General features: G+C 65.1%; 26 protein-coding genes and 2 pseudogenes. 11 read left to right on the top strand and 17 right to left on the bottom strand.

Features of this window, described 5'->3' with window-relative positions; translation table 11 throughout:
* Positions 1-237: hypothetical protein (locus DEU38_RS28870; protein ID WP_147283549.1), on the bottom strand; the 237-nt coding region annotated here is incomplete at its 3' end.
* Between the two features lie 357 nt (positions 238-594).
* Between DEU38_RS28870 and lepB the strand changes: the two are divergent.
* From lepB to DEU38_RS19945, 4 genes and pseudogenes are all read left to right on the top strand, one after another.
* Positions 595-1,281, top strand: a pseudogene (gene lepB, locus DEU38_RS19960) (signal peptidase I); the annotation flags it as partial.
* A gap of 111 nt (positions 1,282-1,392) precedes the next feature.
* The gene (locus DEU38_RS19955; protein WP_114723134.1) at positions 1,393-1,695 is read left to right on the top strand and encodes a hypothetical protein; all 303 of its coding nucleotides are present in this window, start codon (positions 1,393-1,395) and stop codon (positions 1,693-1,695) included.
* A 311-nt stretch (positions 1,696-2,006) separates the two neighbouring features.
* A complete protein-coding gene (locus tag DEU38_RS19950; RefSeq protein WP_220181939.1) occupies positions 2,007-2,324 on the top strand; it encodes a PadR family transcriptional regulator in 318 nt (105 codons plus the stop codon).
* Entirely contained in the window at positions 2,321-3,007 is a 687-nt protein-coding gene (locus tag DEU38_RS19945; RefSeq protein ID WP_114723133.1) for a hypothetical protein, read from the top strand. The genes DEU38_RS19950 and DEU38_RS19945 overlap by 4 nt, the downstream gene beginning before the upstream one ends.
* A 210-nt stretch (positions 3,008-3,217) precedes the next feature.
* Here DEU38_RS19945 and DEU38_RS19940 read toward each other — a convergent pair whose 3' ends face one another.
* The 7 genes from DEU38_RS19940 to DEU38_RS19910 form a co-directional block, all read right to left on the bottom strand.
* Positions 3,218-3,538, bottom strand: a complete 321-nt coding sequence (locus tag DEU38_RS19940) for a transcriptional regulator (protein WP_114723132.1) — start codon at positions 3,536-3,538, stop codon at positions 3,218-3,220.
* Positions 3,535-4,224, bottom strand: a complete 690-nt coding sequence (locus tag DEU38_RS19935; protein ID WP_147283548.1) for a hypothetical protein — start codon at positions 4,222-4,224, stop codon at positions 3,535-3,537. Before DEU38_RS19935 ends, DEU38_RS19940 begins: the two co-directional genes overlap by 4 nt.
* A gap of 211 nt (positions 4,225-4,435) precedes the next feature.
* Positions 4,436-5,146: a hypothetical protein gene (locus tag DEU38_RS19930; protein ID WP_114723130.1), complete on the bottom strand. Its 711-nt coding sequence runs from the start codon at positions 5,144-5,146 to the stop codon at positions 4,436-4,438.
* Between the two features lie 347 nt (positions 5,147-5,493).
* Positions 5,494-6,033, bottom strand: coding sequence for an RNA polymerase sigma factor (locus DEU38_RS19925; protein ID WP_114723129.1), 540 nt, complete (start codon positions 6,031-6,033; stop codon positions 5,494-5,496).
* 272 nt (positions 6,034-6,305) lie between these two features.
* Positions 6,306-6,638: a hypothetical protein gene (locus DEU38_RS28125; protein WP_147283547.1), complete on the bottom strand. Its 333-nt coding sequence runs from the start codon at positions 6,636-6,638 to the stop codon at positions 6,306-6,308.
* 202 nt (positions 6,639-6,840) lie between these two features.
* Positions 6,841-7,602, bottom strand: a complete 762-nt coding sequence (locus DEU38_RS19915) for a hypothetical protein (protein WP_114723127.1) — start codon at positions 7,600-7,602, stop codon at positions 6,841-6,843.
* The gene (locus DEU38_RS19910; protein ID WP_114723126.1) at positions 7,599-8,168 is read right to left on the bottom strand and encodes an RNA polymerase sigma factor; all 570 of its coding nucleotides are present in this window, start codon (positions 8,166-8,168) and stop codon (positions 7,599-7,601) included. Before DEU38_RS19910 ends, DEU38_RS19915 begins: the two co-directional genes overlap by 4 nt.
* A gap of 270 nt (positions 8,169-8,438) precedes the next feature.
* Here DEU38_RS19910 and DEU38_RS28605 point away from each other — a divergent pair, with 270 nt between their 5' ends.
* Both DEU38_RS28605 and DEU38_RS19905 read left to right on the top strand, forming a co-directional pair.
* Positions 8,439-8,582, top strand: a complete 144-nt coding sequence (locus tag DEU38_RS28605) for a hypothetical protein (protein ID WP_181818865.1) — start codon at positions 8,439-8,441, stop codon at positions 8,580-8,582.
* A 117-nt stretch (positions 8,583-8,699) separates the two neighbouring features.
* Positions 8,700-9,065, top strand: coding sequence for a hypothetical protein (locus tag DEU38_RS19905; protein WP_114723125.1), 366 nt, complete (start codon positions 8,700-8,702; stop codon positions 9,063-9,065).
* A 102-nt stretch (positions 9,066-9,167) separates the two neighbouring features.
* On the opposite strand, the gene DEU38_RS19900 is transcribed toward DEU38_RS19905, so the two are convergent.
* Positions 9,168-9,458 carry a hypothetical protein gene (locus DEU38_RS19900; RefSeq protein ID WP_114723124.1) on the bottom strand — a complete coding sequence of 97 codons (291 nt, stop codon included), beginning with the start codon at positions 9,456-9,458 and terminating at the stop codon, positions 9,168-9,170.
* 115 nt (positions 9,459-9,573) lie between these two features.
* Between DEU38_RS19900 and DEU38_RS19895 the strand changes: the two genes are divergently transcribed.
* The 3 genes from DEU38_RS19895 (at position 9,574) to DEU38_RS19885 (ending at position 11,805) form a co-directional block, all read left to right on the top strand.
* Positions 9,574-9,903, top strand: coding sequence for a DUF2029 domain-containing protein (locus tag DEU38_RS19895; protein ID WP_114723123.1), 330 nt, complete (start codon positions 9,574-9,576; stop codon positions 9,901-9,903).
* 400 nt (positions 9,904-10,303) lie between these two features.
* Complete coding sequence (locus tag DEU38_RS19890; protein WP_258558031.1) at positions 10,304-10,867, top strand: TetR/AcrR family transcriptional regulator; 564 nt, start codon at positions 10,304-10,306, stop codon at positions 10,865-10,867.
* A 47-nt stretch (positions 10,868-10,914) separates the two neighbouring features.
* On the top strand, positions 10,915-11,805 hold the full coding sequence (locus DEU38_RS19885; protein ID WP_114723121.1) for an alpha/beta fold hydrolase: 891 nt from the start codon (positions 10,915-10,917) through the stop codon (positions 11,803-11,805).
* 559 nt (positions 11,806-12,364) lie between these two features.
* Here the strand turns inward: DEU38_RS19885 and DEU38_RS19880 are convergent.
* Positions 12,365-13,605 (bottom strand): annotated as a pseudogene (locus tag DEU38_RS19880) (IS256 family transposase).
* 279 nt (positions 13,606-13,884) lie between these two features.
* On the opposite strand from DEU38_RS19880, the gene DEU38_RS19875 reads away from it, so the two are divergent.
* Entirely contained in the window at positions 13,885-14,652 is a 768-nt protein-coding gene (locus DEU38_RS19875; protein ID WP_114723120.1) for an SDR family NAD(P)-dependent oxidoreductase, read from the top strand.
* Positions 14,653-15,426: 774 nt separating this feature from the next.
* Here the strand turns inward: DEU38_RS19875 and DEU38_RS19870 are convergent.
* From DEU38_RS19870 to DEU38_RS19860, 3 genes are all read right to left on the bottom strand, one after another.
* The gene (locus DEU38_RS19870; protein WP_114723119.1) at positions 15,427-15,921 is read right to left on the bottom strand and encodes a hypothetical protein; all 495 of its coding nucleotides are present in this window, start codon (positions 15,919-15,921) and stop codon (positions 15,427-15,429) included.
* A gap of 172 nt (positions 15,922-16,093) precedes the next feature.
* A complete protein-coding gene (locus tag DEU38_RS19865) occupies positions 16,094-16,471 on the bottom strand; it encodes a hypothetical protein (RefSeq protein ID WP_147283546.1) in 378 nt (125 codons plus the stop codon).
* A 473-nt stretch (positions 16,472-16,944) separates the two neighbouring features.
* Positions 16,945-17,166 carry a hypothetical protein gene (locus tag DEU38_RS19860; RefSeq protein ID WP_147283545.1) on the bottom strand — a complete coding sequence of 74 codons (222 nt, stop codon included), beginning with the start codon at positions 17,164-17,166 and terminating at the stop codon, positions 16,945-16,947.
* A gap of 223 nt (positions 17,167-17,389) precedes the next feature.
* Here DEU38_RS19860 and DEU38_RS19855 point away from each other — a divergent pair, with 223 nt between their 5' ends.
* Positions 17,390-17,725, top strand: coding sequence for a hypothetical protein (locus tag DEU38_RS19855; RefSeq protein WP_114723116.1), 336 nt, complete (start codon positions 17,390-17,392; stop codon positions 17,723-17,725).
* Between the two features lie 794 nt (positions 17,726-18,519).
* On the opposite strand, the gene DEU38_RS19845 is transcribed toward DEU38_RS19855, so the two are convergent.
* Genes DEU38_RS19845 through DEU38_RS19830 form a run of 4 tightly spaced genes read right to left on the bottom strand, consistent with a single transcriptional unit; the run spans position 18,520 to position 21,598 of the window.
* Positions 18,520-18,732 carry a DUF4287 domain-containing protein gene (locus tag DEU38_RS19845; protein ID WP_114723147.1) on the bottom strand — a complete coding sequence of 71 codons (213 nt, stop codon included), beginning with the start codon at positions 18,730-18,732 and terminating at the stop codon, positions 18,520-18,522.
* A gap of 10 nt (positions 18,733-18,742) precedes the next feature.
* Positions 18,743-19,432 carry a rhomboid-like protein gene (locus DEU38_RS19840; protein WP_114723114.1) on the bottom strand — a complete coding sequence of 230 codons (690 nt, stop codon included), beginning with the start codon at positions 19,430-19,432 and terminating at the stop codon, positions 18,743-18,745.
* A gap of 37 nt (positions 19,433-19,469) precedes the next feature.
* Positions 19,470-20,276 carry an SDR family oxidoreductase gene (locus DEU38_RS19835; protein WP_114723113.1) on the bottom strand — a complete coding sequence of 269 codons (807 nt, stop codon included), beginning with the start codon at positions 20,274-20,276 and terminating at the stop codon, positions 19,470-19,472.
* Positions 20,273-21,598 (bottom strand): NAD(P)/FAD-dependent oxidoreductase, encoded by a 1,326-nt coding sequence (locus DEU38_RS19830; protein WP_114723112.1) that lies wholly within the window; start codon positions 21,596-21,598, stop codon positions 20,273-20,275. Before DEU38_RS19830 ends, DEU38_RS19835 begins: the two co-directional genes overlap by 4 nt.
* Positions 21,599-22,167 lie beyond the last annotated feature (569 nt).

The following is a 22,167-nucleotide window of genomic DNA, read 5'->3' as shown; positions in this document are numbered from 1 at the left end:
TGTCCGGCGGTTGATGCCTACGATCCGGCAGGCCTCTGCGTTGCTCACACCCTGCCGCATGAGCTGAAAGTAGACACGCCGTTCCTCGGACAGAGAGGTGCGCAGGGCCGAGCGGTACCGCGCGAACGCGATCGGAGGCCCGGCCCGGGTCCATCGGGCCGGGCCTCCCCCACCCCAGACCGGATCGAACCTCAGAGCCGACGCACCATCCACGACCGCCCGGACGTCGATCCCCATGGCCAGACTGCGAGCCGAGATGACAACTTCGGATCCATGAGCAACACGACAGGAACGGTGCAGGATGGAACGACCTGGAAGGCTGAGGAGTCATCGACTCATCGAGCGGGTGCTGGGTGTTCTTCAACGCCATCGCCGGCACGGGATTCCTGTCCCTGACAGCAGGTGACACCGTCCACTTCGAGTGGGAGCAAGCGACCGATCAGGACGGCTGACGAGTACATCTCCTATAGCCTGGCCGACCATGACAGGAAACGATGATTCCGAGTCGAACCGTGAACACGGGGCGCTCGGAGGGGGAATCTCGGATTTCGATGACACACAGGCCGACCCGAACTCCTCGACCGGTCCGGACCGCCCACCGAAGAAGCAGGGTCCTTCCTGCGGGAACTACCGATTCTCCTGGTTGTCGCACTGGTCCTGAGCTTTCTGCTCCAGACTTTCCTCGCCAGGGTGTATCTGATTCCGTCGGAGTCGATGGAACCAGCGCTGCACGGCTGCACCGGGTGCACGGGCGACCGAATCGTGGTGGACAAGGTGTCCTATCGGTTCGGTGATCCCGAGTCCGGTGACGTCGTGGTGTTCAAAGGCCCGCCGTCATGGAGCGAGGACTACCAATCGACACGCTCGAGCAACGTCCTTCTTCGCGGCGCGGAGAACCTGGGCTCCTTAGTCGGACTGGTCCCTCCCGACGAGAACGATCTGGTCAAGCGCGTGATCGCAGTGGGCGGGCAGACAGTGCAGTGCCTACCCGACGATTCGGCCGTGATGGTCGACGGAAAACCGTTGACCGAGCCCTACATCGACCGCGCAATGCCCGGCAACAACAGCGCATGCCAGGGAAAGTTCTTCGGCCCCATCACTGTTCCGGAGGGAAACGTGTGGGTGATGGGCGACAACCGTGCGAACTCCAAGGACTCACGATTCCATCTGGACGACGAACTGCAAGGAACGATTCCGCTTTCCGACATCATTGGCAAAGTCCGCCTCATCGTTCTGCCGCCGTCCCGGTGGGGTGTGGTCCACGCGGTCGACCCGCAGTAGCAGTTGCGAATGCCAGGAACTTGGACGTTTCCCCGCACGGGACATGCCAACACCCCAGTTCAGCGGGCATACGCTCATCACCCCGAACACGACGGATCCCCGGAGGGACCCATGCCGCCCGTCTACAAGGTCACTGCTGACCTCTCCTACCCGTACACCGGCGTCACCGCCGGCCACCTCGACTACATGGAGGGCGTGCACGACGGATTCCGGCCCTCCGTCACCGAGGGGCCGGAGGGCCGGACCCGCGTCCGCCTCTTCATCCCGAGCAAAACGGAGAGCTGGGCCAGGATGCTCGGGGAAGACCTGATCACCAAGAGCAATCCCCCGGAGCTACGCGGCCCCATCCACGACATCACCACAGCCCCCGCCACCGAATCCGACCTCACACCGACAACACCCGAGGAGCACTAGCCCGGCACGGCGACTTCGGGCCGGGCCTCCATCCGGATCAGCTCTGACACCGAATGCACCCTGATCGCCGACGCCGCGCCCGCGGCTGGGACCCCGCAGCCGGACGACCCACCTGACGCCGGTTGCCACGCCGTCGAGTAACACCTTTCTAGAGCGCCCGAAGCAACGGAAAGCCAACCACTTCGGTATCGACTCGGATCACGACACCGCCATCGCCAAGCTCTACCCCAGCAGCCTTGCTAAGCAAGATACTTACCGCTACCGTGCTCAACATGAGTGTGGAACGACGAAGCCTGGTACTTCGAGGAGTCTTGGACCTCTGCCTGCTGGCATTGCTGCGAGAGCGGCCGGTGTACGGATACGAACTCACCGAGCGGTTGGCCGAGCAGGATCTTCTTGTCTCGGGCGGCTCCACGTATCCGTTGCTGGCGCGACTCGAGAAGGCCGGCCTCGTCGTCTCGAAGATGCGCCCCTCGGCGTCCGGACCGCCACGAAAGTACTACGCGCTCAGTGACGACGGTGTCGATGTGCTCGCCAGCGGTACCACAGAGTGGCTCGCCGTCTCCTCCAGTGTCACTTCCCTTTTACAGTCCGAGACCCAGGCCGACAACAGAACGGAAATCGCATGACCTCCGCAACCGCCGCGCGCGCCGACAGCACCGAACGATCGGACGTCATCCGGCAGGCCAACCGCCTCTGGCGACGCGCCGGCGTCCACCGGACCGATCGACAGCTACTGCTCACCGAACTCGAGACCGAACTCAGAGGCGCGTACCAAGATGGCCACAGCCCGACCTCGATCCTGGGTGAAGACAGTGACCAGATGCTCCGATCGTGGGCGCACGAGCGCGGAATGTGCGGCCGCGCTCTGCGTTTGGGGCTTGTTGTCCCCTCCGCCCTTGCAGGAATCGTCGTCGGCCTCGCCGCCGTTCTACTCGTCCTCGTTGCTAGTTTCCGCGGCTGGTCGGGCTCGTTCGATCCGGGGCGTTTGCGCTTCGTCTTGTCCTTCTACGCCTCCGGTGCTGCCCTGGCATTTCTGTGCGCGCTGTTGTGCGTGTGGGGCGCTCTTCGATACTTCGGCGACCCGTGCGCTGCATCGACCGTGCGCTGGCTCGCTGCTCTCCTGCCAATCGGCGCCGCGCTCAGTACGGGTGCAGGCGTTGCTGTCGCTTGGTGGAGGAACTTCAATACCTCTACCCCGGTATTCGTCGCGGTTACCGGACTGGTCATCGTCGGACTTGTGCTCACCGTCGGGCTCGCCCGGTACCTAGCTGTACGAACGATGAATGACACTGGTCCTGAATCGCTCTAGCTGCATCTCAACACCGGCGACGATCCAATCGGGCGCACGGCATGTGCACAGTCGAGTCGCGCAGGACGACAGGCGCCTCGCCAAGGCATGTTGACGGATTCAGGGCGGGTACGGCTGCGCCTGTCACAGTAGATGTGTCGTGGCGACGCGAACCGGTGGTGAGGCGTAACCCCCCCAGGGCCTCCGCACGATCGGTCTGCCGACGTCGGGTCAGGCAGTTCCGGTAGTGCCCCGCTGCGCTGCCTCGACAAGGCCCCTGAGGATCGCCAGTTCAGCTTTGAATGCGGACCGACCACGTTTGGTGATCGACACCCACGTCCGCGCCCTACCTGACGATTCCTTCTTGTCGATCACGATTAGTTGCGCATCGCACAGGACTGCGAGGTGGCGAGAGAGATTGCCGGCAGTCAGTCCAAGGGTCTGGCGAATGAACACGAAATCGACCGAGTCCGCTTCTGAGAGAACGGCGAGAATACCCAGTCGGGTTCGTTGGTGGACAACATCGTCGAGGTCGTTGGTGGGGTGGGTCATCGCGGGCCCCGATCCCGCACGGCCACAACGACTGCGCCGATCGACAGAACCAGGGCAGGCAAGGCCAGGTTGAGCAGGAGGTTGTACCGGTAGTCGAAGTCGACACCCTGTGCCAAGATCATGTTCTCGACGTTGTACAGGTTTGCCACCAGGCTGACGACGAGTGCGAGGGCGCCGATTCCGAGAATCGTGAGATCCCGGCCGAGTACACCCCACACCATGACTCCCACCGCGATCGCCAGTAGCGGGGTGAGCCCGCGGATCGTCAGATTCCCCAATGGGAGCTGCAACTGCGGCACCACCACTACTACCGCCACCAACACCAAGAACAGGACCAGTCCGCAGACGGTGACGTATGACGCCCGCACCCGAACTCCGGAAGACGATCCGCGCCGGACCAGGTAGACGGCGATCACCGCATACGCCACCGGTAGTACGACCAGCCAATAGGCCGCAGCGGCGGTGGGGTGCTCCAGCTGCCCGAACCCGGAGAGCCTGCTGAGCTGCGAGGAGCCCGACCACTGCGCGCCGAAGGGGCGCTGTATGTAGAGCGGCATCGCCGCGACCACGACCACCGCCAAGACCGCCAGCGCCACCCAGTTGTGCGGGCGAGCCGCTCTGGTTCGACGCCCAACCGCCTTGACCTCGGCTAATACCTCACGCGACGTCTCAGCTGAGCGGTCCATGGCGATCCCCCGATTCCTTTCGGTTTGTGATGCAAACCCCGGTTTAGGTTTGCATCACAAACCATGGAAGTCAATCGGCGGCGTCGGTAATCGCACGCGCGAGCGGGCGCCCTCCTCACTCGTGGTTGGCGCAGGGTGACGAATGAGAATAGATTTGCTGCGGAAACATGATCTTGTTGTCGAGTCGAGCAACTGTTCGCCGGGCGGCTTGTCAGGGACGATTTCCCACAGAGTCGACATACCCGTGGTCGAGCCAGACGGTGTAGCCCACCGTGGAGGGCAGTGCGATCGGGACGTCCACTGTGGTGGCAGTCAGTGCGATCTGCTCGTAGTCCAGCAATGCCCCGGTCGTCTCATCGAAGACGAGGACCAGTTGACGTTCGTGTGTTTCGGTGCTGACGGCTACGCCATGGCGGCCGACGCGATCAGTGACCGCACCGAGTACCGCGATGTCCTGCTGCTCGGCAAGGATGCTGAGGAAGGCCGCTTGCAGGTTCGGAGGAACGATGCGTGTTGTCCAGGTGTCGGTGAACGCGTTGAACCACTGCGGCGCGCTTCGGCCGGCCCCCTCGTGGAGAAGTCGCTCTCGAAGCACCTGGGCCGAGGATTCGTCGGAGCCGATCTGATCACCGGGCAAACGGGCGGGACCGATGTTGGCGGATCGAGCTACACCGTTCTCGGTGTCGACGATCTGCCCCGACCCATCTTCGGCACCCCATTGTTCGCGGTCGATGACCGCGGTGCCCCAACCGAGGACGGTTCCGTCCGTTGTCTGATCGCTCGACAGAAACCACGTTCGAGTCTGTATGAACTCGTAGGGTCCGGTGCCTCTGGCAGCTGGCTGTTGACGTGCGTGGTCGGCCAGATGAAGTAGAAGGTCCTTGGCTGAGACCGGCTGGGTGTAGGCAACGAAGTGCAGCAACGGCGCCGTGGGTGTTGCCCTCTCCGGAGCGGTCGGAGGGGGCAACACGGTCAGGTCGGGGTCGGTGGGGGGAAGTGCGAACGATGCAGCCGGCGGCGATCCCGGAGCGGTTGTTCCCGGCCGATCTCCGACAACCAGGACTGTGCCTACTATCGCCCCGGCCACCAGGACAACGCTGGCCGCGGCCAGGATCGGGCGGTACAGCCGTCGGGCATCATGATTCGACTCCGATCGGTCCCGGCTGTGGGCGAGTATCTGCTCCATGCCACCCACCGGAGGCTCGAGATTCGAGCTTGGGGGAACAGGATTCTGGCGTTCCATTCTGTCGATCGCTGATCGTTTGTCGCTCACGTCGCATCCCTTTCCATCTGGATCGAAGGTGTGCCGGAAGAATCCTGAATTGCCAGCGCCGCAGAGAGGCGGCGGCGTGCGCGGTGGTGACGGACGGCGAACGCTGTTGTGCTGCACCTAACCGCTTCGGCGGACTGCCGGTAACTCAGGCCGTCCCATACCGTCAACATCAACGTTTCGCGGTCTTGCTCAGACAGAGTCTGAAGTGCTGCGAGCACACTCAGACGTTCCAACGCCGCATCATCGGCGCCTGGCGCGGTCGGTGGCGACAACAGTGACCCTGAAGCCGCCCATTCGATCAGCGTGAGCTGTTTGTCTTCTCGCCGCCGATGTTCGGAGAGCGCATGCCCGGTGGCTACCAACAGCCAAGGTAGGGGGTCGGTCGGAAGCTGGTCCAGCTTCTTCCACGCGATCAGGAATGCTTCGTCGGTCGCTTCCTGCGCAATCTGGTCCGGCGCACGCCTGGCGGCGTACGCCCACACTCGGCGATACAACTGCTTGTATACTTCGGTGAATCGCGCCTCATCCGTGTCCATCCATTCCCCTCCACTGACACTCGTCACCAGGTAACGGCATGGGAACGGCGGAAATTACCGAGCATGGCGAAACTCATAAAAACAACCCTGATCTGGCAGCGTTCGCCCCTCGTGCGAGACTGCACGACGCGGTCTCCGTGGCGGGTGCGGGTGGTCAAGGTCGTTTCCTGGGTCAAAGCTGTGGTGTGCCGGCCGCGGCTGCGAACAACCGTGCCTGGCCGTGGCTGGTTCACCTATCTGTGCCATTCAGTTGGCCGCGGTGGCAGTCCCCATCACGCTCCCGGGACCACAGACCTCGCTTCAAGCGATCCAGGCGCCGCTCCCTCAGGCACGAAGTCGCCCTCACCAACACTGAGCACCGCACCAGTGTTCGCATCGATAAGCACCGACTTCACTTTCGACGACTTCAAGAGTTCGCGGTCTTCATTCGAAAGCCTTTCCAGCAGACCCGAGTTCGGGTCGTTGGCCTTCGCCATCGCCTTCTCGATGGCGGCCGCACTCGTGTCCGGTGCGGCCGGCGCCGACTCGCTCGATGCGGCGTTCGCCGGAGCGAACCCGATGGCCAGCATCGCGGCCGCAGCCACCACCCCGAGAGACTTCTTCATTGACATCACAGAACTTCCCCTCTGCTGCAATGGATTGGTGAATCCCACGCACCGTACCTACCGGCCAGCCCGTTTGCCGGTCGAGGACGCTTCGGTCCGCTAGGCGGGGGCGCCAGCCTGCGCGTCACACCAGTAGTCCGCGACCGTCTTTCCGACGGAAGATCGTCCTCGATCGCTAATGGCGGCGCAAGTCGGTACGGGTCTAGAAGTTCGGTCCGATCTCGATGCTGCCGACGACGGTCCCGTCCGCCGCGTATCCGGTGAGGACCGGGCGGGGGCTGCCGGGCGACGGCATCGGGAACCAGCCGAAGAAGCTGCCGTCCGCGAGGATCGTGGGCAGCACTTGCCCAGTGCTCGTGTGCAATTCGGCACGCACCGCAGTTCCTGCCACTGCGTCGTAGACGAGTTCCTTCGGACGCACCTCGCCGCCGGCACCGTCGCCGAATGACGCGACCATCGTGCCGGCACCGTCGCCGAATGCGCCGTCACCGTCGTGCCTGCATCGGCTGCCGAGGTCGGTGAACTCCGACGGGCCGGGCCGCTCGGCGCTGGCGGCGCTCTCGAACACCGAGGTCACGCACCGCTGGCTGCCGGCACCGCGGGCCTCGAAAACGCTGAATACGGTGCCGTCCGGTCCGGGGATGGAGGCGATCCGCTCGGCGGTGGCCGGATCCACCGGCCCCGCCCCCGGTCCCGGTTCCTTCCAGAAGTAGTAGTGGTCGGTGAACGCCTTCGGCATCATGCCGCCGGCGGCGGCCGCGCCGATGCCACCCACTGTGAACAGTGCCGCGGTGAGAGCCACCGCACCGACCCGCCTGGTCGACCGCACCGCGGGAGCCGTCGGCTCGGAGATGGTCGCCATGATGCGGGCCCTTTCGGCGGCCTGCAGGTGCCGCGGCCACAGTTCGTCGGCACCGGTGTCGGGGCGCATGGCCTCGAGGGTTCTCAGCAGGTCCTTCGTCATCGGAGGCTCCTCGGTTCGGGTACGACCCGCAGCGGGGCCGGGGTGGCGGATTCGGTGGCCGAGTCGGCGCGTAGACGGCGTCGGGCACGGAACAGTCGGACGTGCATGGCCGCAGCGGAACACCCCACCACCTGGGCTGCCTCGGCGGCGCTCAGTCCGTCCCACGCGGTCAGGAGCAGTGCTTCGCGTTCCGTCTCGGTGAGGGTCGCGAGCGCCGCGAGCACCTCCCCTCGATCAGTGACGGTGATGTCGGCGCCTGGCGCGAACTCCGTGAGTTGCTCGAGGCGCACCATCTTGTCCGTCAGCGCGTCACGGCGGCGATCCGTACGCCGGTGGTTGGCGATCGTGTTGCGGGCCACCACCAGCAACCAGGGCAGCGCCGGCTCCGGCACCCCCGACAGGCGCCGCCACGCGACCAGGAACGTCTCGGACACCACCTCCTGCGCAGTGTGATGGTCCACGTGTCGGCAGGCATACGCGAAGACCCGCCCGGCACAGGCGTCCCACAGCTCCGTGAACCGCGCGACGTCCCCCGGTGCCGGTGATCCCGGCTGTTCCTCTCCCATACCAAATAGTGTCCGGTCGTGTGCCGATTCTTACGGCCGCCGCCGAAATCGGCTGCCGGCTGCGCTCACCAATACTCGGCGATTGGTCAAAAACCACAGGTGCGGATACTTGGCGAAGGGTGGTCCGCGCGGACAAGCCCCCGCCCGAGAAGACACTCGACATGTCGACGACGACGTCGATCGATCAGGGAGCCGGCACAGAGGTTGACAGCAGAATGTCGTTCGCCCGGCGCTTGGTACGGTGACGAGCGGAGGCGCTAGAGGGGATGCATGCGGCAACCGACCTGGCGGGGAATGACTTTCGTGGAGATCATCCGAACCTGGATCCGCTATCAGCGCGCACGGCTCGCCTGGAGTATCCCCATCCTCGCTTTCGCGGCGGTCATGTTCTACATCAACCTGCGCATCAACTAGACACACCGCGCGCCCGGCGACGCCGTGTCCATAGCTCGGGATGACGAAGCGATGGACAATGCAGGTCAGCAGCTGCGGGTCGGGCCGGGGCACGAACCACCAAGGGGGAACCATCGGATGCGCAAAGCGCTCGCATTGCTCGGCATCGTCGCTGGCCTCGCCGTCTATACCGCTGCGTTCTTCATCAACGCCCCGATCGAAGTGTGCATCTCGCAGCCGATCCCCCCATCAGCCATCCCGCCCGGTGCCAACAGCGTGGCGGCAACTCCCGCGATCTCCAGCAAAGCCTGGGTCGTCCTCGTCGCGTCGCGATGTGAACTGACCTTCCCTGCGACCGGCACCCACACCTCGGATCTCATCATCGAATGGGTCCCATCAGCACTGGCCATCGCCGGCCTGATCGTCGCCGCATCATCGCTGTGGATCTGGCTCGGCTACCGCGCCAAAGAATCCGAAGTGGACTTGCCTGCATCCCACCCGTGACGTGCACTCTTCGCAGTCAGGGGTGGGATGCGGGGCTACGGTTCGCCGGCTCGCACGTGCGGACATGCGGGTGGTGATCGACGGCGTGACAGCGGGGCCGGCTCACATGTGGTCAGCGAAGGTGTCCAGGAAGTTCTGCAGTGCGACCATTCCTGCCCCGACCACCACGTAGGTGGTGAGGAAGGCCATGGCCGCGGGGCGAGCGGGCCGATGAAGAAGCCCGATCGCTGTGGCAACCGCGATGCCCGAGACGAGTGGGAGGAACAAGCACACCCAGTACATCGCGCCCGCCGACGGGTGCGGGCCGACCTCCCACACGTCGCGTAGCGCCCTGATGGCGAGCAGGTTGAGCAGCAGCGCCGTCAGTGACCCGGTCGTGATACCGACCAGCATCGATGACCAATTTCCTGTCGACCTCTCCCCCATCACGGTGAGAAGACTAGCGCCGCCGGCATCGCCACGAAGCCGCGCGCCGAGCAGCGAACTGACCTCGTGTGAGAATCGCCCAGTGACTCCGAAGACGCGCAACCTGCTCGCAGGCCTCGCAGCGGTGGCTGTCGTCGTGGTTGTCGGCGCACTCGTATTCGATCGTCAGGAGACGCGGGCCTATTCGGAGTGCATGGACGGGGCCATGACCACTTTCGGTAGCTATTCGGATTCTCCTGACGCGTCACTACCCGACGGTGGTGTCGTTGACTTCGTCTACGTGTCGGGATGCGACGATGCGAACCGTGTCGGCCTGGTCGTGGCCGGGCTTGGCGTGGTCGCGCTCGTGGCCACGACGGTCCGGTGGTGGGCGCTGCGCTGTTCCTCGGCTTCGCGGGCCGGGCGTGATTGACTACTCGGCTGGGATCAGTTCCTCAGGCTTCATCGGGAAGGGGTACTTCCCTGGCGCATCTTCGACGGATTCGATCAGAAGGCGTCCGTCTCCGTCGTCGCCGATGATGCTGAGAACTGACGCGCCACCTGGGTAAATGCGAACTCGGTCGCCGATCTTCAAAATCGTGCGGGTTCGACGATTCCTAGACCTCCATCCCGTTGAACTCGTACGGGTTCGACGGGAAATGACCGATTCCTGCCAGGTTCCGGACGGGTTTGGGGTCTATCTGCAGTAGTGGGGGCAAACTGATACGGTACGAAACGTGCCGTATCGAAATAGGAGTAGTAGGAACACCGAGGCGGAGGTTCGCCCCGGACGACCGCGTGACCACGCACGTGAGGGCGAGATCCTCGCGTGCGTGCTGGAACTCCTTGGCGAGGTCGGCTACGACGCGTTGACATTTGAGGCGGTCGCACGCCGCGCCCAGGCGTCGAAGGCGACGTTGTACCGGCGTTGGGAGACGAAACGCGAGATGGTCGTCGCGGCGGTGAAGGCCGGCCCTGCGTCCGGCGGATCCGGCTCCGCGATCGACACGGGATCCCTCCGCGGAGACCTGCTCGCGCTTTGCGAGCGGCTCGACGCCACGATGCGCTCGGCGGACGGATCGATGAGTCTGATGCTGCTCCAGGCCGGCCTCGAGGATCCGGATCTGTGCAGCCACATCGAGGAGGCGACCGGGCCGACCGGCGCGAAGCTCCCGACGTCGGTGCTCGCCGCGGCCATCGGACGGGGCGAACTCGCGGAGAGCGCCCAGCCGTTCCCGTATGAGGAGATCACCGGATCGGTGCTGCTCCTGCGCAGGCTGAACGGGCTTCCTACCGGCCCCGATTATCTGGCCCACCTGGTTGACCACATCCTCGTCCCCGCCCTCCGGGCGAGCGCGACGAACTCAGAGCCACCCGCCCGCGCCATCTTCTCGTGACCGAGGCAGGCGAGCCCCTCATCCATTCACATACGAAAGGTGTGCCCATGACGGACCTGACCATCGACGGCTTCGACTACCACCGGATTTCCGGTGAGGGAGGCATCGAGCTGAACGTCGCCGTCGGCGGCAGCGGCGATCCCGTCGTCCTGCTGCACGGCTTCCCGCAGACACACCTCATGTGGCGTCACGTCGCCCGGCGGCTGTCCGAGCGGCATCTGGTGATCGTGCCCGACCTGCGGGGCTACGGCGCGAGCGACAAACCCGAGGAAGCAAGCCCTGAGACCTATTCGAAGCGAACGATGGCGCACGACATCGTCAGCGTCGTGCGCGGCATTGGTCACGACCGGTTCAGCCTGATCGGTCACGACCGCGGTGCTCTCGTCGGTGTCCGGGCCGCTCTGGACCACCCGGAGACTGTCTCCCATTTGGGCATCCTGGACGTGCTGCCGACGATGGACACTTGGGACGTGCTGCACGGCGTCGATGCCGCGGTCGCATGGCACCTCTACCTGATGGCGCAGCCGAAAGGCCTGCCGGAGAGGATGATCGAGGCCGTCGCCGACGACTTCTTCGGGACTTTCCTCGACGCGTGGGACACCGACGGGACGACCTTCCCGCCGGACGTGCGCAGCCACTACGTCGCCAGCTCCTCGCGGGCCGTGCCGTCGATCGTCGCCGACTACCGGGCCACGGCCAGTATCGACCTCGAGATGGACCGAACCGACCGAAAAGCCGGCGCCCAGTTGGCGATGCCTGTGGGCGTGATCTCGCAGGACTGGGGATCACAGCTGGGGTTCGACGCCCTGGCCCTGTGGCAGCAGTGGGCACCGGCCGCCACGTACCAACCGATCGACGCTGGACACTTCATGGCAGAGGAGAAGCCGGAAGAAGTGGCCGCCTTCATCCAGGACTTGCTGGAACGCCCACCCGCCTGAGTCCCGGTAAGCACCTTCGGACTCCGAGCCCGTAACTCAATCACCACGCGCCTGGAGAAGATCCCGCCGTACGTCGTGGCGGCATCACCCCCGCAGCGATGATGCGGGAGTACCCCACGATCCCCGCGGCGCGGAGAACTCGCGTCGCCTGCAATCGAGTAGCGGATTCCGTCATGAAGATGCGGATTTCGCGAGCTACACGTCAAACGACCAGAAATTGAAGGAATCCCACGTAGCCCCACAAGCAGACTGAGATTCACCGCGACCGGCTGAAACGGACTGAAGAGAGCGTCACACTCAGGAACGAACCCGCACCAACTCCGGCATGCTGTGCCTCTCACAAGAACCAACTGAGAACGTTATCGGATGAGCCGGGTCACAGGCGCTCCAGAGTGTCGTCACCGTTCGGCGTCGCGCGACCGGTTGGGCGCGCACAATCTGGCTATGGCTGTCTCCGCGACACCACCGACACCGATGCTGGCCACTCTCGGTCGGCCGCCGGTCGGGGTCAAGTCCAGAGGCGTGGTGTAACGAGGTCGCCGCGTGATTCCTCGCGGGGCTATGCGGTCAGGGCGGGTGTGACCTCCTCGGTGGGTTCGGTGGTGTCGGCGGGCTTGTCTCCGCGGGCGTGGGCGAGGACGTCGAGGCCGAGGTAGCGGCGTCCCTCGATCCACTCGTCGTGTTGTTCGGCGAGCACGGCGCCAACGAGGCGGATCAGGGCGGCGCGGTCGGGGAAGATCCCGACGACGTCGGTGCGTCGGCGGATCTCCTTGTTCAACCGCTCTTGCGGGTTGTTGGACCAGATCTGTCGCCAGATCTGTTTCGGGAACGCAGTGAACGCGAGTAGATCGACCCGGGCTCCGTCGAGGTGGTCGGCGACCTTCGGGAGCTTCTCGGTGAGGCTTCGATGATCCGATCATATTGTGCGTGAACGGATTCCGAATCGGGTTGGTCGTAGACCGAGTGCAGCAGCGTGCGCACCCACGGCCACGACGACTTCGGGGTGACCGACATCAAATTCGTCGCGTAGTGGGTGCGGCAACGCTGCCAGGAAGCACCGGGCAGGGTGGCGCCGATCGCCGCGACCAGGCCGGCGTGGGCATCGGAGGTCACCAACTTCACCCCGGACAGGCCGCGGGCGACCAACCCGCGGAAGAACGTGAGCCAGCCGGCACCGTCCTCGGCGGAGGTGACATCGATGCCCAGGATTTCGCGGTAGCCGTCCGCGTTGACCCCGACCGCGACCAGGGCGTGGACGTTCACCACCCGCCCGTTCTCGCGGACCTTGAGCACGAGGGCGTCGGCGGCGACGAACGTGTACGGGCCGGCGTCGAGGGGGCGGCTGCGGAACGCCTCGACCTGCTCGTCCAACTCTTTCGCCATGATGCTGACCTGGGACTTCGAGAGCGAGGTGATGCCCAACGTCTCGACCAGCTTCTCCGTCCGGCGGGTCGACACCCCGAGCAGATAGCAGGTCGCGACCACCGTGGTCAGGGCCCGCTCCGCGCGCTTGCGGCGCTCGAGCAGCCAATCCGGGAAGTAGCTTCCCGAACGCAGTTTCGGGATCGCGACGTCGAGGGTCCCGACGCGGGTGTCGAAGTCTCGGTGCCGGTATCCGTTGCGCGAGTTGATACGTTCGTCGGAGCGTTGCCCGTAGCCGGCGCCGCACAGGACGTCGGCTTCGGCGCCCATCAGCGCGCGGATGAACATTGTGAGCAGCTCGCGCAGCAGGTCCGGGCTTGCTCCGGTGAGTCGGTCTTCGACGAGCTGGCGCAGGTCTATATCGTGGGCAGTGGTCATCGTGTGGTCCTGTCTCGAGTCGACTTGGTAGGTCTCTCGAAGAATCACGCGGTGACCGTCTTTCGTTCGGCTACGACACGCCGGCCATCTCAATCGGCTCCGGTTCGTACACCATCTTCATGGACGCAACCGTTTCAGCTATCGCACCCAGCGACGGAAGATCCCTCAACTTGAGGTTTCAGGACCACTCCGCTCGACAACCAAGTCAGGAACAAGCGGACAGCCCACGATGACCGCGGCGGACCGGCCACGCGGGTCGACTTAGCCAGGGGGCCAAATGTGAGTGACGATTTCGGAATTGCCGGAAAGACCGCGTTGGTCACGGGCTCAGGCCGAAACATCGGGCGGGCGATCGTGCTCGAGCTGGCCGGCCGCGGAGCGAACGTCATCGTCAACGCCCGCAGCAACGAGGCGGAGGCCGACGCGGTGGCCAAGGAGGCCGAGGGGCTCGGCGCCCGCTCGTTGGTGATGGGCGACGCCGCAGACAAGGCAACCGTGGAACGGATGCGGGCGCAGGCCGAACAGACGTTCGGCGGCATGGACATCTACGTCAGCAACGCTGCCCGCCGGCTCTACAAGGACTTCTTCGAGACCACCGACGAGGACTGGCACTCCCACCTGAACCAGCAGCTCACGGCCTCGTGGTACCTGGCCGAAGCGTTCGTCCCCGGCATGCGCGATCGCGGCTGGGGCCGGGTAGTGCACATCAACGGCGAAGACGGCTGGCTCGGCGGCTGGAGCCGGATCCCCCACTCGGTCGGCAAGGGCGGCCTGCGCACCCTCACCAAGTCCCTCGCCCACGGGCTGGGCCAGTACGGCATAACCGTCAACGATGTCTCCCCCGGCTTCATCGACACCATCCGCGACAAGGAAACCCACGAAGTGACCCACGAGCGAACGGAAGAGTTCCTCGAGGACATCCCTATCCGGCGCCAGCCGACACCCGAAGAACTGGCTTGGGCATGCGCGTTCCTGTGCTCGATGCGCTCCGCCGCCATCACCGGGGCGGTCATCCACGTCAACGGCGGCCAGTGGATGTTCGGATAGGTGGGAAGTCAGGACGCCGGTCGGGCGGATCGTACTGGCCGAATGGCGCCTCCTCCAGCTACCAAGCGAAGGGAACGACCACAAATGACAAGCGGACACCCACGCCGAATCGCAATAGTCGGTGCCGGATTGATCGGGTCGGCGCTGTCTGGTCACTTGATCCTGGAACGGCACGAGTAGACCCACGAATCCATCAGGCCACCGCCGCGTGCCCAGCCAGTAGAACAGCACGTCAAGCGCGACACCCAGAGTGGGGGCAGTCCCGAGGGCCCAGCCACAGGCCGTAAGGGGGTCATCTCACATCACCCCCAGCTACGGGCAATACCCGCCAGCCCAACAGGGCCAATTCTTCGCGACCCACCCGATCACCTCTGGCGGAACGAAGTGCGTGGGCAGAAGCCAGAAGATCGGCGGCCAGTCGATCACAACGCGCGCCCCTCACCAGCAGCCCGACAGAACGTCACCCTCAGAACCGATTCCACCAACCGGCGAAGAGATTCCACTCGAGCATCCCCGGCCACACGCCCTGCTCCAGCGGATTCATGTAGTACAAATCCGGCAGTAGTCCAATCACGACCGCCCCCTACAGACACTCAGTGGGACGTGCCATCTTACCTGGTCAGGGCACTAAAAGGCCCCCACACCCGAAAAGGGTGCAGGGGCCGATATGTACCGCGCGAACACGATCGACGACACTGACGAGCGGAGACCCGGCCCGCTAGTTCCGGGCCGGGCCTCCACCCGCATCAGATCGGATCGAAACCGGGACGCACACTACCGAGGTCCAGTGGTGTTGCCCTCGTAGAACGCGTTGAGATCGAACTCGCGCAACTGGTAGCGGTCTGGATCGACGGAGTCCGTCTGGCACCACTCGAAGAAGACCGCAGCGGCTTCATCCGCAGTGAATACCTCGTCCGCATACACATGCAGTCGGTGCCGGCCTTCATGGAACGGGATCTCGACGGTCGGGACCCCAACACGAGCGCCCGGCCGACCAATCACGTAGAGCCGGTAGGTGCCACCAACGAGGAGTCGCGCCTCTACAGACATCGCATCCGCTGACCCCGCCGCCTGAATGTAAACCTGGTCCATCAGCGCCTTCTCCCCCGCCGACAGATCTTCGAAGTAGCGCCCCTCCGGAACCTTCGACACAGTCAACGTCGAACGCGTCAGCCCATCAAACCTGCTCAGCGGACGCGCGAACTTCTCTACCGCGTCGATCCTGCGTGAGATCGACCGGTGCCCACCCGAATAGTCAAACTTGAACACTCACACCCCCGACCGCGAAACCAGACGGCTGCCCACCCCTCTGCGGGCCTCATCGCCAGGACAGCTCATCGCGAGCACCCAGCCACGCAGAATGCCCCCCGCTTCAGACCTCAAACCGCAGCCCCCACACCCGAACCTGATGCAGGGGCAGCGAACAGCTCAGATCAGCTGATCACCACTGCTGGTAGAAGTCGAAGCGGTCGCCCCAGATCGCGGGATCGTTCACGTCGAACTGGATGTATCCCCCACGAGCGACAGCCTCGTCGATCAACTGCTGAGTACTGGCGAACACCAACGTCGGATGCGTGTCGTAGATCGACCCGTCACCGAGGTATATGGCGACCTGGCCCTGGGGCACGACAGCGTCGATCGCGTTGCCCGCGCCCAAATCACGCAGAATCCGAGTCTCGTTCGGGTCGAACGAGATCCCCTGATAGCCCTCCCCCGAGCGCAGGTAAGCGGCCGACGCGGTGCCGGCCGCACCGACCATCAGCCCTGCCGCCGCAGCAGCAGGAATCAGAGCAGCAGCGATCATGCGAATACGAGACATCAAGAGTTCCCCTCCAGACACACCAGCCACATTACCGGCCGGTAAGTTTCCTATCGATTTCATATCGTAGCCGGGAATCCCCGCCCACCCCCGGCGGCCCCTGAACCCGCACGGGACGGGCCATCAGTCCAGGTCACGGCACAAGATAGCCCCCACACCGGAAAGGATGCAGGGGCTGTGGAGACAGAGGGGTCACGGCGCGCGGCTACTCACAACAGAAGACCGCGCCCCGGCCCTCGGTCAGTGTCAAGCGGTGTTCGAGCACCTCCACCGACTGCCACGAGAGTATCGGACGCGCAGCTGTCCTCGACCACAGCCGGGGACAGCAGGACGTGTCATCACCACAGGTCAGCACAGTAAAAGGCCCCGCACCCAGTACCGGTGCAGTGCCCTGGCCATCACTTGCGGCGCCAGGCGCGCCTAGTGACGTCAGTCGTCGACCTCCGTGTCGAAGCGACCCCAACGACCGGGGCTCACTCGAAGCCGTCCTCGAACTGCTTCCGCGCGCCCTCGACGATCGCGGCGAAATCTTCACCGGTCACCTGAGCGACCCGGTTGGCCAGATGCCAGATCATCCCCGACATCTCTTCCACCATCCCGTAGACATCGCCGGGATTGTCGATCGTCTTGACGAACTCCTCGAGGTCGAGGAACTGTCCATCACTGCTCACCATGTGCCCGAACGGACCAGCCATCGAAGCCCCTATCTCGAAGTTGTCGTGATTTCCCGCCGCACAGGCTATCGCGGTGGGATGACCGATCATCACTCACTCGATGCGGCCATCAGCGCGTAGCCCACTCACCGCTATGCGTTGGCCGCGATGACCCACTCGTACGGCGTCGGGGGTGGGTACTCGACGGCAATCGCCGCTTTGGCGACGTCCACTGGGGCCGGCCACTCCACCACAGGAGGACACCATGTTCGTTTCGACCACCATCCTCATCGCCGCGGCGCTGATCGCGGTGACCATTGCCCGGCGCTGGCAGTTGTGCGCGGTCGAGCTGAGGCATCGCGCCGCCGGCCTATCGAACCTCACCAGCGAGTCGGTAGAGAAAGACTGGCTCCGCACCCGTGCGAGGAGCGAGACGATCCTGATCACGTTCTGTGCCATTGCGATCGCGGCGACGATCTCGATGGGCCTTCTCGCGGGCGGGCTAGTGGTTCTCGTCTATGCCGTCGTGGGAGTGCTCTGGCCGACCACCGTACGGTCGATCAGGCGCCGGCTCGGCGGGCACCGGTTCATCGTGCAGTAGGGCCGCGGCGGCAGGTCCCATCACTCCCCAGGGACCTGGGCAATCCCGCCAGAAACCAGAACACGTGCAGGTCAGAGCCCAGTTTGCCCGGGTTGCAGGCTCGGTGATCGTGGGTAGGTTCGGTAGTGGCCGCCAGTTGGGATCGACCATCTGAGGTGGTCGGGCGGCAAGCTCGGGGCAACGCCAAACGCTACGGCGCGGTGGGGTCGTGAGCGATCTGGCCGTTGGCGGGTCGGTCGTCTTTGCTAGCTTCAGCCGCATGGGGAGTAAGGCGAGGGGGCTCGCGCAGCAGAAGGCCGCACACGCAGAGCAGAGCAATCAGTGGTGGACATACGCCGTCTCGAGTGCGGGCGACAGGTCCGGGCCGGATCACCGCCACCGTCGTTGGCTGTTCACGGCCTCGTGATGGGCCGCGGAGAACAGGCCATTGTCGAAGGGTCTGCCGAGTATTCGCGGTTTTGGGCCGGTGACGGCACCTAGTACCGGACCTCGTTGGTCACTGACTCTCGCCTTCGAGAACGCTGCACCGCTGAGGCTGGTCGGGCCTGCTGCGCCCGCTCTCGCGCTCTGGTGCGGCCACGGCATCCTCGGCGATCGCTGGGTCACCGACCCCCGTATGGCTCCACTGCTCGCCTGACTCGGCCTGACGCCGTTTCGCCCGTTCTGCTTCCGCATCGGTGAGCAAGGGGACGTGTCGTCTTCCCTGGTCAGACGGCCTCGGTGGTGCGGACGATCTCGACGGCGAGCCGGCCGTTCACTACGCGGGCAACTGCGTCGCGTAGCGCGCCTCGTCATCAGCTGCCGGCGCCCTCCTGCAGCGTGTGTGCGACAAGCGCATTGGCGTGACCGTGGCCCAGCCCGTGTTCGGACTTGAGCCAGTTGACCAGTTCCATGTGCTTGGTCAGGTCGGAGCCGCGAATGAGGTCCTTCCACTCGCTGATCGGCTTCCCGTGCTTCTTCTCGATCGACGGAAAGTAGGACGCGGGACCCTTCACCGGTTCGGTCATGGGCGGCACGCTACCGGTGAGCTACGACACGTGCACGGATCGAACTCGCCCACTCCTCCGGATCCCAGGTTTCCGGCCGAGCCCGCGTGAGCGGGTAGCACGCGAAACCGATGAGGACCGCGGTGAAGTGTCCGATGTCGGTGAACGTCAGTGTGCCGAGCAACGGCAGCCCGTAGACCAGCAGCACACCGACCACATAGAGATACCGCCACGGCGGCGCGATCCGGTAGGCGAGCACCGCCGTGACGCCGGCCAACGCATAGCTGACGCCCACATCGAGGGTGTTCACCGCCGACTCCGGCGCCTCGCCGTGCCGAATCGCCAGATAGAGGACGCCCTCGCTGAGATACGTCGCGCCGACATGAGCGACCACCGCGACCGTCAGCCACCGCCACGTTCCCAGCCACCGTTCGACGGGAACGTGAAAGAGATTGAAGAGCACGAAATACCCGAACCATCCACCGCCGGCGAGCCAGAAGGCACTGGTGATGAGAACGTGGAACGGGTCCTCACGAAGATGATGCAGATTGGTCGAGCGGCTGCCGAGAACATGATGCAATGCCTCGGGCGAAAGCTGATGCATCACGATCGTGGTCACCAACAGAATCGCGAGCCATATGAACGTACCGGGCGCGCGGCGCACGTACGCCCACGCCGCAGCCGGAAGCTGCGACCACCGGAACCGCTGTACGGCATCCACGGGACCAGTATGGACCCGATCCGGCCCGGACATCGGCTCAGTCGACAATCGCCCCGATTCCGTGGCGCTCCCGGTAGCGCCGCAGGTTGCCGCTCGCGAGCCGGGCGATCCAGGGCAGCACGCGCAGCATCGGACCCGGGGCCAGCATGCCGGTCTTCACCATCCAACCGTCGGATCGCGGCAGATTGGTCTCGACGCGCGGACGGTCCACCAATGCGAGCACGCGATCGGCGATGCGTTGCGGCGGCAGTGGTGTCCCCAGAAAGTTGAGTGCCGACCCGCCGGTGGCCGCCTCGTGACGCAGCATCGGGGTGTCGACCGAGCCGGGGTTGACGATGCTGACGCGGACACCGGTCTCACGCGTCCGCGCGGCCAGCGCCAGCAGGAAGCCACGCAGCCCGAACTTCGATGCGCTGTACCCCGGGCTCTCCGCGAGCGGCAGCATCCCGCCGATGGACACGATCGCCACGACGTGCCCGCGTGACGCCTGCAGCGTTGGGTACAGCGCGCGGGTCAGCTGCACCGGCGCGATCAGGTTGACGCCGAGCTCGCGATCCACTTCCTCGGCGGTGACGTGCTCGAACGGCGTGGTGACGACGACGCCCGCCACGTGGACGAGCAGATCGCACTCCCCCGCCGCGGACTCCACCAGTGCCTGCACGTCCGACGAGACGGTCAGATCGCAGGGGTGTGGCGTGATCTGCCCGGCTACGCCGTCGGATATCGCCGTCAATCCTCGAGCGTCGACGTCCACCGCGACGACGTCGTATCCCCGCGCCGCCAGTCCGCGGCAGATCGCCGCCCCGATCGCACCGGCCGCCCCGGTGACCACGGCGTGGGTCATGCCGCCACCCGGACACGGTCGAACATGCCGGGCGTCAAATCGGTCCAGCCGAACTCGCCGCGCACGCGGGCCAGGTAGTCCCGGAGGGCGTGCGAATCGACGTACGCGCTGTGGCGGTCGGTGCCGATGAACGAGATTCCGCCGCTCAGGTCGGGCCGGTCCGTCGCCATCCTGCGATCGAACACGGCCGCACGCGACGGATTGTGCTCCTGGTCGTGCAGGTACTGGGCCAGGATGTTCGTCACCTGGTCGAACAGGGTGTATGCGCTCGAGTTGGTCTCCAGGTAGCCGGCGCCGAACAGATTCCGGTGCTTCGGATTGAACGCCGTGAGATAGAGCCGTGGTCGCCCCGCATGCCAGTCGAAGCACGATTCCCGGACGTACGGGATCGTCCAGTCGTAGCCGGTGGCGTACAGCACCAGGTCGACCTCCCGACTGGATCCGTCGGTGAACTCCACCCGGGGCCCGGCGAACCGCGCGACGTCGGGGACGATCGCGACGTCACCGTGCTGAAGGTGGTGCACCAGTTGGCTGTTGAGCAGCGGGTGCGATTCGAGGAGCTTGTGGTCGGGCCGCGGCAGTCCCAACCGGGTCAGATCACCCTGGATCAGGCGCAGCACCCCGGTGAGCAGCGGGCGCTCGAGTGCGATCGGCAGCCGCGGCCCCTTCTCGGCGAACACGTCGGTCGGGGTTCCGAAGATGTGTTTCGGGATCACGTGATACCCGCGGCGGACACTGACGAACGTCTCCGACGCGGACGCCGCCGCGTCACAGGCGATGTCGGCACCCGAGTTGCCCAGACCCACGATAAGTACCCGCTTGCCGCGGAACTCGTCGATCCCCCGGTAGGTCACCGCGTGCCGGATCTCGCCGTCGAAAGTGCCGGGGTGAGCCGGGATTCGAGGCTGCCAGGTCACACCGGTCGCGCACACGACGGCGCGGTAGCGGCGCCGTTCACCGGTCGACAGTCGGACCGCCCAGCCGTCGCCGTCCGGGGTGATGTCCTCGACGGCGGTGCCGAAGCCGATCGACTCGTACAGGCCGAACGCCCGCGCGAAACTGCGCGTGTAGTCGAGGATCGCCCGGTTCCCCGGGTAGTCCGGGAACGAGTCGGGCATCGGGAAGTCGTGAAACCCCGACATCGTGCGGGACGAGATGAAATGCGCCGACTCGTACATCGGTGTCCCGGGGTTGTCGAGATCCCAGATCCCGCCCACGTCGCTGTGCCGTTCGAACTGGTCGTACTCGATACCGAGCCGACGAAACGCCCTGGCCGCCGACAGTCCGGCCGGCCCCGCGCCGACGATGCACACCCGATCCATTCGAATGCCCCTTCCCTCGCCGCACATTCAACCCCGCCCCCTGCCGTCGTGGAGCTGAATCGAGTGGTAGCCGAGGCGAGTCCGGTGTGGAGTCTCGCGGCTGGGGCCGACGCGGGTGAATTCCGGAATCCCGGTTGTTCCGTCCGATACGTAGTTTCGCACCGTAGCGACGAGTGCCGAACGCCCGCTTCGTGGTTGCCGAAAGGCACTCCTCCGCGGTCGGGTGCGGCTGCGCGACGGATGCGGGGCTTCTCGCCTTCGGCAGGAGGCGTACGTCCTCGCTCCCGACGAGCACGAACCGGAAGCGCTCACTCCCCCGCCGGATCGACCGAGGGAACAGCGGGCACTCCCCCTTCGTGACGAGCATCGAGCCCCGACGTCAGTTGTCCCGATCCAGATCGACGAGATGTGTTCCGGTGCATCGGCTCGAGTAGGTGTCGGGCGGGTGCATAAGCTGGCGGCATGATCGATCTGGCGTTCTTTCTTGCGGCGGCTGAGCGGGGGTTCCCGCTCGATGTGGACGATGCGGTGGCTTCCTTGATCCAGGCGGAGGTGCTCCTGCCGGTCGA

Source organism: Rhodococcus sp. AG1013 (genome assembly GCF_003350365.1).
Classification (GTDB): Bacteria; Actinomycetota; Actinomycetes; order Mycobacteriales; family Mycobacteriaceae; genus Prescottella.
This window is presented reverse-complemented; position numbering and strand designations above follow the sequence as displayed.